Genomic DNA, 15,157 nt, shown 5'->3' with positions numbered 1-15,157 from the left:
GGTAAATAGCAGGATTTATTAGGGCGAGCGCGGTTAGCTACAGGCGAATGCCTGTATTAACAACAAAAGATGCAGGAAGACCTGTATGCTGAAGCGCCCGTAGTCGGAAGACTACCGGGCATTAAAGAAATGAAAATCGAAGCTGTTACGGTGAGCAAACATCATAATATGCGTTGTCCGCCTTATGTGTGGCATCATCCTGTTATTGTTTTCCATGATATACACCTTTCAAATGATTGACTGAAGGTATGGCATATTCTATATCCGGCTTAGACTTAATCTGTGACGCCGATCACTAATAGCCTCTCATTATGATATCAATAGCTGGTATTTTGATCTTATCCAACATTATTCACTGGTTTGTTGTTTATATGTAAATATATTGTGTTGCAATGTGGTTAAAATGAATAATGGCCGGTTAATCATTGCGTTATTTCAGCCATATGACGGAAATATGTCGTATACTCGGGACTTTCTGACTTCTACCCTCTTAACATTATGTTTATTAAGGATTAAGAGGTTCCTGTAGTACGAAAGAACGCTGTCAATCATTATCCCTTTATTGCCAACATAAAATCTGGGAAAAGAGAGCCTGGTCGAGTTTTCATCTAAAAGATATCGCCCAGGGGCTAGACAAAACCACCGTCTGGTTATCAAATGGTTAAATAAAATTAACGCCTGTGTGAATGATAGGCAGGTAGAAAAAATGGTCAATACGCTTTTCGGCATGACAAAGCGCTAAGATCGCCTTATTGGGAGAAGTTATGCATTCCTCTGTTAACAAAAATGAAAGCCGGACCTTCTTTGGTCACCCTTACCCTCTGGGATCGCTGTTCTTCACCGAAATGTGGGAGCGATTCTCGTTTTATGGCATTCGTCCGTTACTGATCCTGTTCATGGCGGCCACCGTCTATGACGGCGGTATGGGCTTAGCTCGTGAGAACGCGTCGGCCATCGTCGGCATCTTCGCGGGCGCCATGTATCTGGCGGCGCTGCCGGGCGGCTGGTTGGCGGACAACTGGCTCGGCCAGCAGAAAGCGGTGTGGTACGGCTCGATTCTGATCGCGCTGGGCCATCTGTCGATTGCGCTGTCAGCGTTTATGGGCAACAACCTGTTCTTTATCGGGCTGATGTTTATCGTGCTCGGTTCCGGCCTGTTTAAAACCTGCATCTCGGTGATGGTCGGTACGCTGTATAAGAAAGGCGATAGCCGTCGCGATGGCGGTTTCTCGCTGTTCTATATGGGTATCAATATGGGGTCGTTTATCGCGCCGCTGATTTCCGGCTGGCTGATTAAATCCCACGGCTGGCACTGGGGCTTCGGCATCGGTGGTATCGGTATGCTGGTGGCGCTGGTGATTTTCCGCCTTTTCGCGGTCCCGGCAATGAAACGCTACGACAGCGAAGTGGGTCTCGACTCTACCTGGAATAGTCCCGTCGCGAAGAAAAACGGCGTTGGCGCCTGGCTGCTGGCGCTGGCGGTCGGCGTGGCGGTGGTGATTACGCTGATTGCTCAGGGGGTGATAGTCATTAACCCGGTGGCGGTCGCCAGCATGCTGGTGTACGTGATTGCCGCGTCGGTGGTGCTCTATTTCATCTACCTGTTTGTTTTTGCGGGGCTTAACCGTAAAGAGCGCGCGCGTCTGCTGGTCTGCTTTATTCTGCTGGTTTCCGCCGCCTTCTTCTGGTCAGCCTTCGAGCAGAAACCGACTTCGTTTAACCTGTTTGCTAACGACTACACTAACCGCATGATCGGCGATTTCGAAATCCCGGCGGTATGGTTCCAGTCGATTAACGCCCTGTTTATCATCCTGCTGGCGCCGGTATTTAGCTGGGCATGGCCGGCAATGGCTCGCAAAAACGTGCGCCCGAGCAGCATCACCAAGTTTGTTATCGGGATTCTGTGCGCGGCGGCGGGCTTCGGCCTGATGATGCTGGCGGCGCAGAACGTGCTGAGCAACGGCGGCGCCGGCGTATCGCCGCTGTGGCTGGTGGGCAGCATTCTGATGCTGACGCTGGGCGAACTGTGTCTGAGCCCGATAGGCCTGGCAACTATGACCCTACTGGCGCCGGAAAGAATGCGCGGCCAGATGATGGGGCTGTGGTTCTGCGCCAGCGCGCTGGGTAACCTGGCGGCGGGGCTGATTGGCGGCCACGTGAAGGCCGACCAGCTGGATATGCTGCCGGATCTGTTCGCCCGCTGCTCGACGGCGCTGCTGATCTGCGCCGCGGTGTTGTGCGTGCTAATTGTGCCGGTGCGCCGTATGCTGGAGAACAGCAAATCCGTCGAGCAAAAACCGGCGACCAATGCCTGATTGCGCAAGCGGTCAATGAAAAGCCGGCGCTGAGCGCCGGCTTTTTTATAGTAAGCAGAGTATGGAAACGGTAGCCCGGATAAGGCATAAGCCGCCATCCGGGGATTTCCCTGCTCGCGCTGCGCTTAGCAGGGTTACGGTTTTGCAGAACCCACTGCCGGGGCTTCATTAGAACGGTAGCCGGATAAGGCATAAGCCGCTATCCGGGGATTTCCCTGCTCGCGCTACGCTTAGCAGGGCTACAGTTCTGCGGAACCCACCACCGGGGCTTCATCAGAACGGTAGCCCGGATAAGGCGTAAGCCGCTATCCGGGGATTTCCCTGCTCGCGCTGCGCTTGGCAGGGCTACGGTTCTGCGCAACCCACTGCCGGGGCTTCATCAGAACGGTAGCCCGGATAAGGCGTAAGCCGCTATCCGGGGAGTTCCCTGCTCGCGATGCGCTGGCTTACGGTTCTGCGGAACCCACCGCCGGACCGCGATAATCGCCGCCGAGGGCCTTAATCAGCGTGATATCGGTGCTAAGGCGCTGGGCCTGGATATCCAGCAATAACAGCTGCTGGGCGATGGCCGGTCGTCGCGCTTCTTGTGCGGCATAGCGGCTTAACAGGCCGCGCTGGTGATGGGCGTTGGCGCTGCGGGTGGTGGCCATCGCCGCCGTCACCTTCAGCTCCTGCAGCGCCACCTGCTGGTTGAGATCGTTAAGCTGACTGGAGCTTATCGCCACGTCCCGTACCGCATCCAGCACTGCCTGGTTGTACTGCTTAATCAGGATATTGCTCGCCGTACGTACCGACTTCAGATTGGCGTTCAGGCGGCCGCCATCGAATATCGGCAAATACAGCCCCGGCAGCAGGTTAATCTGCTGGAAGGACGACTTAAACAGATCGCCGACGCTCAGCGCGTTATATCCCCAGAAGGCTTTAATATCAAAATGCGGATAAAAGGCCGCTCTCGCCGCATCGACCTGGCTCATAGAAGCGGTCACATAACCGCGCAGGGCCTGCAGATCCGGGCGACGCGCCAGCAATTCGAAGGAGAGTGAATCCGGCAGCGTTTCCTGCAACGCCGGCAGAGCGACCGGGTGGATCTCAGGCATACTCTGCGCGTCGGCGCCAATTAGCGCCCGCAACGTTTCGCGGTACTGGGTCAGCGTGCCGCGGGCGGTAATCACCTGCTGTTGCGCGCCAAGCAGTTCCGCCTGCGCATTGGCGATATCGACGCTATCCTCCACGCCGCGCTGGGTGCGGTGTTCATGCGCCTGTACCGACAGCCGCGCAATTTCTTCTAGCTGCTGGAGCAGAACGATCTTCTGGAAGGTGGCCTGCATGGCGAAGTACAGCTGCGCCACGCTGCTGGCGAGGTCCAGTTCGATACCGGCGGTTTCCGCCTGGCGAGCGTTCTTTTCGCCAATAGCCGCCGCGACGCGGGCCCGGTCGGCACCCCACAAATCGATATTCAGCGTCGCGCCGACCCCCACGGTATTGAGCGTGTACCACGGGCCGTTTTTATCCACCGGCAGAGAATAGGAGTAGGGCCAGCTAAAAGATTTATCGGTTATACGCATCCGATTCTGCGCCGCCACGGCGGTCGCCTGCACGCCCATTGCCGACTGCGCCAGCTCGACGGTGGATTGTGACTGTGAGATGCGTAGCCGCGCCGCCTGCATGGTCGGCGAATTTTGCAGCGCGCGGTTTACCAGCATGTTGAGCTGGGGATCGTGATACCCCTCCCACCAGCGGGCCGCCGGCCAGCCGCTATTCGCCAGGTGGATCACCTGCGCCAGCTGCGCCTGTTGCGGATTAACGATCGGTACTTCGCCAGGATCGTCCTGAATCAGCGCGCATCCTGTCAACAGGCTGATGACGAAGGCCAGCGGTGAGTAGCGCAGAAAACGTGCTGCGGCATTCATTTTTATCATGACGGTTCTGCCTGTCGCGTAAATTCAGAAGGTTTGTCTGACCAGTCCGGCAGGGTGGCCAGTAAAGCGGTCAGCGGTTCGCCGAACGGATTAGCCGGATCGACAACCAGCGGCGCGACGGGTGTCGTCGGCTGCTGACGTTCAATATCATCGGCATACGCCTGTAACTGTTCGGCGCAGCGGCTTAAGAAGGGATCTCCCGGCGCGGCGTACAGCCGGTAGCCCTCGCTCAGGCGGACTATCTCCTGCGCCTGCTGCCAGGTGGCTTTGCTCGGCCAGGATTTCGCCTGCGGCCACGGATGCGCAAAAGTGCCCAGCGGCTCGGCGGCGACCCGATGCATCAGCGTTTCGCTGGTGGTCAGCGCCTGGAACAGCGGCACCATCTGCGGCTTATCATCTTTCGCGCGCAGGAAGTCGGCTATCTGGCGATAAAGTTGCGCCAGCCGCGATTTCAACTGCGGCGCTTCGCTATCCGGCCACAGGTAAAGATGGACGATCGATGAGACCAGTACGCCGAGCAAAATACCGATGACCCGGTCGCGCAGTTCGGTCAGGTTGGTCAGTGGACCAAACCAGCTGAGGAAGGCCAGCGAGAAGGTAAAGCCGATTTGGATCCCGGCGTAGGCAATACGCTCTGAGCCGGCGGCAATCCACGCCGAGAGCGCCATTACCGGCAGAACCATCGCCAGCAGGCCGACGATAGACTCGGTCCACGGTTGTACAAAGACGATCAACAATAGCGCCAGCAGCGTAGCGAGCAGCGCGCCGCCGATACGCAGCCAGGTTTTTTGCATCGTCGCCCCCAGCCCCGGCTGGGCGACAATCACGCAGCTCAGCATAATGGTGTGGATGCCCTGCCAGTCGGCGGCGGTATAGAAGACGTAGCACAGCAGCGTCGCCAGCAGGGTTTTCAGGGCGAAATGCAGATAAGCGGGATTGCGCCAGGCATCCGGCAGCAGGAGCGGCGACTTCTCGGCTTCGCCCTGCGGCAGGTCGATGCTTTCACCGCGCGCCAGCTTCGCCAGCACATCCGCCATCTCTTGTAAAATCAGCGTATTGGCGCCGCGATCATCAATGACCGGCGCGGAGAATGAAAACGGCGTACCCTCGTTCATCGACGGCGCCAGCGCCTGTAGCGCGGCGGCGATCTGCTGGCGCGCCGCGGCGTGGTCATCGCCCGGTTGCAGCAGCGCCGCGAGGTGATAGCAGCGCAGGGTGGCCGCCATCAGCGCCTGCCAGCGCGGCGGATCGGCGGCAATTTCCGGCGCCGCAAAGCGCGCCTGCTTAAACAATCCTTGCAACTGATTAAAACGCCCGGCGATCTCTTTGAAGGTCGGCGGCGCGGCGTTCTGCGTCAGTACGTCGGCGACCTGCCGCTGCATCACCACCAGCTGAGCGCGGAATTGATAGCCGGGAAAGGCCTGGCGAAAGCAGGCGTTGACCAGGAGCGTGACCAGCGTTGCGGTATTGATCGCCACCCAAAGCCACAGCAGCAGGCGCACCAGAACTTCACTTTGGCTGGTCATCGACGGGAAGGTCTGGGCATAAATCACCGCCAGCGCCACCACGAAAAACGCCAGCCCGAGTTTGCCCAGCACGCGCATCAGATACATCGCGCCAAAGAACAGGCATACCGAAGCGACCAGGCGAATCAGCGGGAAATCATAGGTCCACTTGATGATCAGCAGCACCAGCCCCAGCGCCACGCTGATGGTGACAAAAAACAGGACGCTGCCCAGCTTAATCATCAGAATGTTCGGCTGGCTGACGTAAAACACCACGATCAGCGCCACGGCGAGAAACGGGATCTGCAGGGTCATAAACAGGGTGATCAGCACCGCGCAGCTCAGCGTCAGGCGCAGGGTATAGTTGGCCCGCCCCGGCGCGTCGGCGAGCTCCCGTTGCAGAAACAACCAGAAATTATGCATGCCGGACCCTTATTTCGCCTGCAGCACGGCGCTGGCGGAGGCGCCCATGCGGAACAGTTCCGGGTCGGGATTTTTCACCGCGATTTTAACCGGGAAGCGCTGCGACACATGTACCCAGTTGATGCTCTTCTGAATCACCGGCAGCCCGCCAATGACGCTACCGCCTTCCGGCAGTACGCCTGAGCCAACGGAATCGACGACGCCGTCAAAGGCGCGACTGTGGTTGGTCATCACCGTCACGGTTGCCGGCACGCCAGGCTGAACGTTTTGCAGGTCGGTTTCGCGGAAGTTCGCAATCACGTACCAGTGGTCGTTATCCAGCAGCGTGAAGACCGGTTTCAGGGCGGAAGCATATTGTCCGACGGTGGTTTTCAGGGCGATGACTACGCCGTTAAACGGCGCGCGAACTTCGGTGAACTCCAGGTGCAGTTCCGCAAGGGCGATTTGCGCGACGATCCCGGCGCGCTGCGCGACCATCGCATCGACGCCGGTGACCGCGGCATCAGCCTGTTTGGCCTGCAGCAGCGTGGCTTCCAGTTCGGCGCGGGCGGCTTTTTCCGCGGTGCGCGCCTGATCGAGATCTTCCTGCGCGGCGAATCCCTGCGGCACCAGCGGTTCCAGGCGGATACGGGTCGAGGTGGTCTGTTTCACCAGCGCCTTCGCACGCTCTACCGCGGCGCTCACTGATTGGGCGTTATACTGCTGGGCTTTAATTGTGCGCTGGGTCAGCATAATCTGCGCATCAAGCGCCGCCAGCCGTGATTTGGCATCGTCCAGCATCGCTTGGTAGGGACGCGGATCGATGCGGAACAGCAGATCGCCTTTCTGCACCCGCTGATTATCACGGATCGGCATTTCAACGATCCGCCCGCTGACTTCCGGCACCACATCGATGGTGTCGGCGTAGACGTAGGCGTCGTTGGTTTCCGGCGAAGTCTGCAACTGCCAGATAACCACGATCAGCGCCACAATAGCGGCGAGGACGAGAGCCAACAAGGGCCATTTTTTCCGTAATACGCTTGGGCTGGATTGAGTCATAGGTATTTAATGTGCGAAAAGAAGAAACCACAGAATAGTGGCAAATAGAAACATTAACGCCAGGTAACTTAATACCAGCGGGGAAAAGCGCGCCTGCCAGCCTTTACGGGCAATCAAGATATGGCAAGGGATCAGCAGTAATGCGCCGCCTAAAAAGCAGAAGAACCAGCCGGGGAATGCTGCGCCTAATACCGGTATGGCGGGGGATAAAGAGCAACCGGAGACCGCCAAAAGAAGTAATAACAATGCCGGGCGCGCCCGTTTTACAATTTGCTTCAAAGGAAGATACCTGAATGTTCATGCCATTGAACAATTGAGTTTATTCGTTGTTGACGAAATAAACCCTCAATACACCGCCTAAATTATAGCGCTGATGGTTTGCTTAGCCGAGTTATGGTTATCCTCTGATAATAGTTTAATTTCGCGTAGGTATTAAAAAGTCGCTTTATCATTAGCGATATAATTGAAATAGGGCGTTTCTCATTTCTCCATAGTCAGCGGCTATGCCGCGAGCTATGCTTAGGAAAGCATAATAAAAATACTGAGGCAATGTCATGGATAAAGAACTACTGGAAGCGGGCTACCGGGTCTATACCGGCGAGAAGATAGATGTCTATTTCAATACCGATATCTGTCAGCACTCGGGTAACTGCGTGCGCGGCAGCGCGAAGCTGTTCAATCTGAAACGTAAACCGTGGATCATCCCCGATCAGGTGGATGTCGCGACGGTGGTAAAAGTGATCGATACCTGTCCCAGCGGCGCATTGAAGTATCGCCACAAATAAGCGAGGAAATGATGGAAATTCTGGAAGGCCATAACAAGTTCTACGTTAATGACGCCGAGGGAAACCAGGTGGCGGAAATTGTCTTTGTTCCAACCGGTGAACATCTGAGCATTATTGAGCATACCGATGTCGATCCCAGCCTGAAAGGCCAGGGCGTGGGTAAACAGCTGGTAGCGAAAGTGGTCGAGAAAATGCGCCAGGAACAACGCAAAATCATTCCGCTGTGCCCGTTTGCCAAACACGAATTCGATAACACCCGCGAGTACGACGACATTCGCGCCTGAAATACGGCGCCAGCTGTGGCTGGCGCCGTGCTGCGATCACCCGGCCAACCGGCAGGTGGCATGATCCGGTAAAAAGCGCTGAATGATCTCTCCCAGATGCTCGCGAGTGACCGGTGGTGAGAACAGATACCCCTGGAAACGATCGACCCCCAGCGCTTTTAGCTGATTAAATTTCTCCAGACTATCCACTCCCTCGGCAATACAGCGGCTCTGCGTCAGCTGGCAGTAGTAGACCAGGCTTTTAATCAGCACCAGCGCGTGCGGGTCGCGCTGAAAATCATTGACGATACTCATATCCAGCTTATAGCCGCTAAAACGGGCCGTGCGCACAGGGAACATGACGCTGCTGTGCGAGAAGCAGTCGTCGAGAAAGATGCGAAAGCCTTGCTGCTGAATATTGCTCATATTCGCTACCGCTTTTCCTTGCTGCTGTAAATCGACGGTTTCAGCAAATTCCAGCACCAGCCGGTCGGCCCACTGCGGGTTCTGTAGCTGTTGCCAGGCGGTTTCCATCATACGGGCAAGATTATCGTGATAGGCGATACAGGGAGGGATATTGACCGAAAAATAGAACTCGCCCTGATAGCGATTGATATTCTGCACCGCTTCCTGCAGGACAAAGGCGGTCAGTAATAGCCAGGTGTATTCGGAGTGGATATGCGGTAGAAACTCGCCCGGCGGCAGTACCACGCCATCTTTGCGCCAGCGCGATAATATCTCGATGCCCTGCAGGCGTATGCGGTCGTCGACAATCGGCTGAAAGACCGGAAAGATCTGCCGTCCATGAATGGCATGAATAAACTCACGTTCGAAGGGAGTCAGCGCAGTGATGCTCTGACCGGCAACGCGTTTGCTTCGGCTGCCCGGAAACCGGCTCGCCAGATGCGGATGATACTCCACCATCTTATTTAGTCCTGAGGTTCTTTGGTTGTAGAGCGTTTTCTGACTAACGCCGCGGATTTGCGCCTGACTGGTGATGCTGTGGCCATACAGCAGGGCGAGGGTGGCGTTAAGTTCGATTTTGCTTAAGCCCGACGGCGGCTTGCCGCGCGCCAGTGCCTCGATGGTAGAAAGCTGTTGCAGGGCGGGGTAGCCGACCAGGCCGCCTTTCAGCAATGCCGCCAGACGGCGGCAGGGGAGATCGGAGGAGACCGCCTGTACGGCGGCCAGCAGGCGGCGGTCGTTGACCTGGTGCAGTAAGGTTTGCCACAGCCACGGCGCCGGGCTGCGGCTTAAGATCACCATAGGCAAAGGCCGTTTGGCCTGGTTGAGTAACCAGGCGGCTTCGCGCAGGACGAACAGTAGCCACCAGGGATCGTCGGGCAGAAAAACCACAATTTTCCGGACGTCGGCGGGCGCAGATATCGACAGCATGGTCTGCATCCGCGGCTGTAGCCATACCAACTGGCGGCAACCGTCGTCGACCATATCAGCTAATCCCGCCGCCGCCATGGCGCAGGGCGACAGGATGTAGTCTGTCGTCGCCTGCGGGGTATCGACTTTACTGGTAGACAAACGTCACCCCAATAATCGACTGTACATTACCCGCCGTCACCTGACCGCTGGTGCGCGCATAGGTGGCGGTCAGCCCCAGATTCACCGGTGAAGTGCCAACTGTACCCAGTGAGACATTGCTGTTGGCCGGAACGACGGTACCGTTGCGCGTCATCTGGACGCCAATACCCTGCGCCGGCGAAGCGGAAGCGGTATTGGTGAAAATGGAGTTGGCGCTATCGGCGGTAGTGCCGGAAAGGTAATAGCCAAGATTCTGGTTTTGCGCGCAGTGGACGGTGACCGGCACCGCCATCGAACCCGGATAGTCGGGTAGGGTCACGGTCACATCGCGTGCGGAGACATCGCAACCGCCGGTCGGCACGACAACGTCATTATTGGCGTATATATTCCACACGAACTGGAAGGAGTCGCTGTTGTAGTTGTTGGTTTGATGCAGAATCAGCACGGCAATCAGCGATCCGGCGGTAATCGCCACCCCGCCCGCGGTACTGACCGGAGTCAGATAGAGTACGGTCGGCCAGGGTTTATCGGTGGTCGAATCGTAGATTACCCGCGAGGTTTCCGTGGTGGTCGGAAACGGATAAGAGGTACCGTTATATTTTACGGTACCGGAAAAGCTCGATAGTACGCCGCCGTAGGCGGATCCGCGCTGTAGCGTCACATAGTCGGTAATGGTTTGCGGGTAGTCGTTATGGCAGAAAATTTGCGTCGACAGGTCGACCACCAGGTTTTGCCCTACGTTGACGGCCGGGGTCAGGTTGACGTAAACGTTGGCCGAGCCGCCGCCGATGGGGATAGTTGCGCCGGTGGCGGTCTTACAGGCGAAGGACCAGGCGTTAATCGACCAGCCCATCAGCAGCAGGGTGGTTAACAGAGCGATGACTTTTTTCATAAACAAACTCTCCTGACTCAGGCGTAGGTATAGGTGACGCTTATCACCGCCTGAATGGTTCCCTGGGTGGCGCCGCCGTTAACCGACAGGGCCCGAACCTGCAGCGGAAAACGCGCCGACTGCGAGCTATCGTCGACCTGAACCGACTTTTGCGCCCCGTTATTGAGCGTGGTGCCGCTGTCGTCCTGTAGTTCGAGCTGGATATTTCCTGCGGTACCCTGATTCTTGTAATAGCCGGTGCTGTCCGCGGTGCCGCTAAAGGTGGCGACGACGCGCGATGTGCCGACCGGGCAGTTGCTTAAATCAAGCGCGGTGCTGTGCCAGGCCGAAGCGGAACCCGCCGACACCAGGCTGAAGGTATAAAGATCGCCGAGGTCAACGTTGGCATTGGTCGTGGAGACCGTACACGGCTTGGCCACCACTTTGCCGTTCACCGTGATGGTGATGTCGGCGGCCTGCAGCGGGATAATGTTTAACGCCAGCGCGCCTGCCAGAAGCCATCCTGCGTAGTGTGCTTTCATCTCAGCCTCCGGTTACTGGAATTCAAGGGTAAAGGTGGCGGTGGCATAGACGTGACCGGCGGTCACCGGTACGCGGGTTGCCATCAGCCGGGCGTAAAAACCGAGGGTGTTGGTCTGCCCCGGCGTTAAGGTGGTCCAGGCGATCGACGAAGAGGGCGCGTTGACCGGCAGCATCGTCTGCTGGCCGTTGAGGATCTGCACCGCCATCCCCGCCGCCGCGGAGGCGCCGCCGTCGATTTTTAACAGGTCGTTATTGTCGCTATCCGGAGTGCCGTTAAAGCCGACTTTGACCGCCGTCACCGAGCTGCCGCAGGGCGACAGCACGATACGAAACGGCACCAGCGGCGTGGTTGCGCCGACGGCGTTAAACTGCTTCGCGGCGTTATCCATCAGATCGACGGTAAACTCTTTCGATTCGGTGGCCACCGCGCAGGCGTTGTCGCGCACGTAGCCGCTGATGGTGATGGTGCTGTCCGCCGCAAAGGCGTTGGCGCAGACCAGCGTCAGGATGGCGCCGAACAGGTTAAGTGGTTTTTTCATCATCATGCGTTCCTTAACGGCACTCTGCCGATAGCTGGCTCAGCGCCTGCCGCTGACTCTCTTCCGGCAGGCGGTAGCTGGCCACGCAGCTGGCGTCCGCGCCTTCGCCCCATTTCACCTGCACGCTGCCGGCGAGCGGCATCCCGCTCAGGTAGACCTGGCCATTATCGGCCACGATACTGCCGCTCTGGTTGCTGCCTGAGGTGACCATCGCGCCAAACGGCACCGGTTTGCCGTTATGGGTCAACGTCATCAGTAACTTGACCCCGACGTGGGCTTTGAAGTCCGCCCGCACGATAGCGCCGTGGGTAGGGACGACGCTCACCACCGCGTCATCGAGATCGACGTTATCGGCAAGGGTATTGGTATCCAGCGCCACCCGGTTTTCGCGATATTCGGTGGCGTAAGGCAGTACCGCATAGCCGCGCCAGTCGGTACGTACCCCGGTCTGGTTTTCCACTTTTACATCACCGGCGCCCGGCGCTTTCACCAGCACCACGGTGTCATTCAGCGGCTGGCTCAGGGTCACGCCGTTAGCGTGGGCCAACACCCCGCCGCTGACGCCGTAGTACAGCTGTTTGAAACCGTCGCTGCGGCTGTAACCGACGTTGGCGTTGCCGTAGCCGCCGCGATAGTTCAGCGCCGCGTAGCCGGTGCCGCTGCTATCGCCTTCGCCGCCGCTGGCATAGCCGGTCTGCACGCTATAGCTCAGGTTATTGTCTTCCAGCAGGGTGCCGTAAAGTCCCGCCAGATTGGTCATCCGGCCATTAAGATCGTGCGACATGCTGTAGCTGGCGCTGGCGTGCCGCCATACCGATTTGCTGTCGGAACGCAGCCAGTGGCTGAACGGAATATTGACGTTGACCGCCAGCATCTGGTCGCGGCCCTGCTGCCAGGCGTTTTTAGTCAGGCTGTAGCTCAGCGTCCAGTTGATGTCGTCCACCGCCGCGTTGAGTCCGGCCTGCAGCTGCTGGTCCGCCTTGCCGGTCGACCAGTAGGTCTGATGACTGCCGCTCAGATAGAGCGTGGCGGTACGCCCCAACTGTTGGGTCACGCTCAGTTGCACTTTGCCGCGCTTGTTATAGGCGAGGTTGTAGTAATCGGTGAATTTCGGCTTCACCTGGATCACGCCATCCTGGGTCTGTACGTCGTAACCGCTCATCCGGCGGTAGGTAGTATCGGCAAAGCTGTAATAACCTTTAGTGGAGTAGCGATAGCCCACCAGTTGGATATTGGTGCCGACATCGCTCAGCGACTTGTTATAGAGGAAGCGAATCGACTGCCCCTGATGATCGCTGTCGTCGGGTAGGGTGGCGTTGGCCTGGGTGACATCCAGCGAGACGGCGCCGAAATCGCCCATGTTTTTCCCCACGCCGAGATTAAAGGCGCGGTAGCGGTCGGCAAGTTGCGTACCGCCATACAAAGTCCAGCCCGCAGGCAGGCCGTGTAACAGGGTGCTCTGAAAGAACTTCGGCTCTTCCTGCTGATCGTTGCCGCTGCGGTATTCGCCGGCGGTCAGCGCGTACCGGGTATGCCCTTCGCGCTGCAGTACCGGCACCGTTGACCACGGCACGCTAAAGACCTGGCTGGTGCCGTCGTTTTCTTTAATCGTCACCTGCAGATCGCCGCCGTTGCCCGCAGCATAGAGATCGTTAATGGTGAACGGGCCCGGCGGGACCGTGCTCTGGTAAATCTCATAGCCGTTTTGTTTGATCGACACCTGCGCGGTGCCGCGGGCGATACCGTGGATCACCGGCGCAAAGCCCTTCTGGCTATCCGGCAGCATGTTGTCATCGCTCGCCAGCTGGGCGCCGCGGAAGTTAATGCCGTCGAAAACATCGCCGTTGGTGTAGCTGTCGCCGAGGGTCAGACGCGAGCGCAGCGGCGTGATGTCGCGCTCAAGCCAGGTGTTAACATGCTGCCATTTGTTCTCATTGCTGGAACTGCTGCCGCCGCTGCTGTAGCTCCAGGTGGTGTTATCACGCAGTCGCCAGGCGCCAAGGTTAAGGCCGCTTTGTAGATTTAAATAGGCGTAGTTGCTGCTGCCGCCGGTATCGTTATGGACGTTGTTGCCGGTGAAGTTGTAGTTCAGCAGTCCGGCGTTGATGCCGTCATCCCACATTTCTGGCGGAATATAGCCGCGCGCGCGGTTGCCCATAAAGGCCTGCGGTACGGTGAGATACAGGCGCTGCTGGCCGACGTCGAAGCGCGTCGTGGCATCGGTGATAAGTTCGGTCAGCGGCACGCAGGCGTCGGCGGCGAGGGCGTTCATCCCGGTCACCGCCGCGGTGTTGACCCCCATTCCGGCCAACTGCCCGCGGGTCAGACACGGGCTTAGCCCATGGCCTTTTTCGCCGCGGTTAAAAGTGACATCGCGAGTGGTCATAAAGCCGTCGTTAAGATAAATATCGACTCGGTAGGTGCCGGGCGGCACCTCTTGCCCGTTTTCGAAACCGGAAAGATCGGCCACCGCCGCAGGGTCGTCAGCCAAAAAACGCGGGTTAAAATAGAGTTCAGCCTGCGCGTGGCCCGCCTGCAGGACAAAACAGAGTGCCACGGGGAATTTCGCCATGGCCAAAATAGCGCGTGGGCGGAGCCTGGCGCTGCGGGAACCAAAACGGTCCAGTCCATATTTGAGATGTGACATAGTCCCTCCGGTCTCAATTCGCCCGGCTGTCAGTTCTTATTGTTATGCGCGGCATGGCCCGCCCGGCGGGCCAAACCTGTGTTAACGCAGCACGCCAGTCATTTTTGGGGTCAGCGCGCCGTAATCATTAATCGTGCGATAAGTTATGTTGCTACCGGCATCCGGCGGCAGCTTGACGGAGGTTTTACCCATTGGCGGCACCAGCGCGTTTTCCAGCACCCGAGTGCCGGCGTTAAGTTCGGTGACGGTCAGGTAATAAGGGGTAGGGTTAGTCAACGTTAACGACGAACCGCTGCGGCTAAAGCTCAGCTTTTCCGCCGCCTGATCCGGCGGTAGCGCCAGCTTCGCCGGGCGATAGTAGAGCTTGATGCGGCTGATAATCGCCAGTTGCAGGGTATTTTCGCTCAGCTTGGATTTATCCATCGACGGGATGGCTTTCACGTTAATCCAGAACAGGCTTTCGCGATCCTGCGGCAGTTGTTTATTGGTGGCGTCAATGATGCGCAGGGTATTTTCTTTTTTGCCCTGCATGGCAAACAGCGGCGGCGTAATCACGAAGCGGCCATCTTTGCCGCCGTCAGCGTTTTCCACCCAGGACTGAATCAGATAGGTGCTGCTGTCATCATTATTGGTTACCCCTAACTGTACCTGTTTTTGCCCGGCCGGATAGATAACCCGCGTGGCGCCGAGCGCAACGCCGGCCTGAGCCCAAGCGGAGTAACCGCTTGCGGCCATCATCAATAATCCCGCCAGTAGTCCGCGCGTCATCCCCA

Annotated in this window: 14 protein-coding genes; 3 read left to right on the top strand and 11 right to left on the bottom strand. The window is 57.8% G+C overall.

Going from position 1 to position 15,157, the window contains the following annotated elements; genetic code table 11:
- Nucleotides 1–111 precede the first annotated feature (111 nt).
- Complete coding sequence (gene speFL / locus ACSEMK_RS06680) at nt 112–216, bottom strand: leader peptide SpeFL (protein WP_006819052.1); 105 nt, start codon at nt 214–216, stop codon at nt 112–114.
- 548 nt (nt 217–764) lie between these two features.
- Between speFL and ACSEMK_RS06675 the strand changes: the two genes are divergently transcribed.
- Nucleotides 765–2,315: a peptide MFS transporter gene (locus tag ACSEMK_RS06675; RefSeq protein WP_015369856.1), complete on the top strand. Its 1,551-nt coding sequence runs from the start codon at nt 765–767 to the stop codon at nt 2,313–2,315.
- A gap of 446 nt (nt 2,316–2,761) precedes the next feature.
- Here ACSEMK_RS06675 and ACSEMK_RS06670 read toward each other — a convergent pair whose 3' ends face one another.
- Genes ACSEMK_RS06670 through ACSEMK_RS06655 form a run of 4 tightly spaced genes read right to left on the bottom strand, consistent with a single transcriptional unit; the run spans nt 2,762 to nt 7,479 of the window.
- Entirely contained in the window at nt 2,762–4,225 is a 1,464-nt protein-coding gene (locus ACSEMK_RS06670) for an MdtP family multidrug efflux transporter outer membrane subunit (RefSeq protein WP_430914697.1), read from the bottom strand.
- Nucleotides 4,226–4,230: 5 nt separating this feature from the next.
- Nucleotides 4,231–6,162, bottom strand: a complete 1,932-nt coding sequence (locus tag ACSEMK_RS06665; protein ID WP_430914674.1) for an FUSC family protein — start codon at nt 6,160–6,162, stop codon at nt 4,231–4,233.
- Between the two features lie 9 nt (nt 6,163–6,171).
- Nucleotides 6,172–7,200 carry a multidrug transporter subunit MdtN gene (mdtN, locus tag ACSEMK_RS06660; protein WP_430914673.1) on the bottom strand — a complete coding sequence of 343 codons (1,029 nt, stop codon included), beginning with the start codon at nt 7,198–7,200 and terminating at the stop codon, nt 6,172–6,174.
- Between the two features lie 6 nt (nt 7,201–7,206).
- Nucleotides 7,207–7,479, bottom strand: coding sequence for a YtcA family lipoprotein (locus tag ACSEMK_RS06655; protein ID WP_015369860.1), 273 nt, complete (start codon nt 7,477–7,479; stop codon nt 7,207–7,209).
- A 275-nt stretch (nt 7,480–7,754) separates the two neighbouring features.
- Here ACSEMK_RS06655 and yjdI point away from each other — a divergent pair, with 275 nt between their 5' ends.
- Nucleotides 7,755–7,985 carry a 4Fe-4S mono-cluster protein YjdI gene (yjdI, locus tag ACSEMK_RS06650; RefSeq protein WP_087859721.1) on the top strand — a complete coding sequence of 77 codons (231 nt, stop codon included), beginning with the start codon at nt 7,755–7,757 and terminating at the stop codon, nt 7,983–7,985.
- Nucleotides 7,986–7,996: 11 nt separating this feature from the next.
- Nucleotides 7,997–8,269 (top strand): GNAT family N-acetyltransferase, encoded by a 273-nt coding sequence (locus tag ACSEMK_RS06645; protein ID WP_015369862.1) that lies wholly within the window; start codon nt 7,997–7,999, stop codon nt 8,267–8,269.
- 36 nt (nt 8,270–8,305) lie between these two features.
- Here ACSEMK_RS06645 and ACSEMK_RS06640 read toward each other — a convergent pair whose 3' ends face one another.
- The 6 genes from ACSEMK_RS06640 to ACSEMK_RS06615 all read right to left on the bottom strand — a co-directional run bounded on the left by ACSEMK_RS06640 (nt 8,306) and on the right by ACSEMK_RS06615 (nt 15,152).
- A complete protein-coding gene (locus tag ACSEMK_RS06640; protein WP_430914672.1) occupies nt 8,306–9,784 on the bottom strand; it encodes an EAL domain-containing protein in 1,479 nt (492 codons plus the stop codon).
- Nucleotides 9,771–10,676, bottom strand: coding sequence for a fimbrial protein (locus ACSEMK_RS06635; protein ID WP_087859720.1), 906 nt, complete (start codon nt 10,674–10,676; stop codon nt 9,771–9,773). The genes ACSEMK_RS06640 and ACSEMK_RS06635 overlap by 14 nt, the downstream gene beginning before the upstream one ends.
- A 17-nt stretch (nt 10,677–10,693) precedes the next feature.
- Nucleotides 10,694–11,197 (bottom strand): fimbrial protein, encoded by a 504-nt coding sequence (locus tag ACSEMK_RS06630; RefSeq protein ID WP_087859719.1) that lies wholly within the window; start codon nt 11,195–11,197, stop codon nt 10,694–10,696.
- 12 nt (nt 11,198–11,209) lie between these two features.
- Complete coding sequence (locus ACSEMK_RS06625; RefSeq protein ID WP_020078007.1) at nt 11,210–11,740, bottom strand: fimbrial protein; 531 nt, start codon at nt 11,738–11,740, stop codon at nt 11,210–11,212.
- A gap of 10 nt (nt 11,741–11,750) precedes the next feature.
- On the bottom strand, nt 11,751–14,384 hold the full coding sequence (locus ACSEMK_RS06620) for a fimbrial biogenesis usher protein (RefSeq protein WP_087859717.1): 2,634 nt from the start codon (nt 14,382–14,384) through the stop codon (nt 11,751–11,753).
- Nucleotides 14,385–14,465: 81 nt separating this feature from the next.
- The gene (locus tag ACSEMK_RS06615; protein ID WP_183269119.1) at nt 14,466–15,152 is read right to left on the bottom strand and encodes a fimbria/pilus periplasmic chaperone; all 687 of its coding nucleotides are present in this window, start codon (nt 15,150–15,152) and stop codon (nt 14,466–14,468) included.
- Nucleotides 15,153–15,157: the final 5 nt, after the last annotated feature.

This window comes from Klebsiella sp. K-3 (genome assembly GCF_051207495.1).
GTDB classification, from domain to species: Bacteria; Pseudomonadota; Gammaproteobacteria; order Enterobacterales; family Enterobacteriaceae; genus Klebsiella; species Klebsiella aerogenes.
This window is presented reverse-complemented; position numbering and strand designations above follow the sequence as displayed.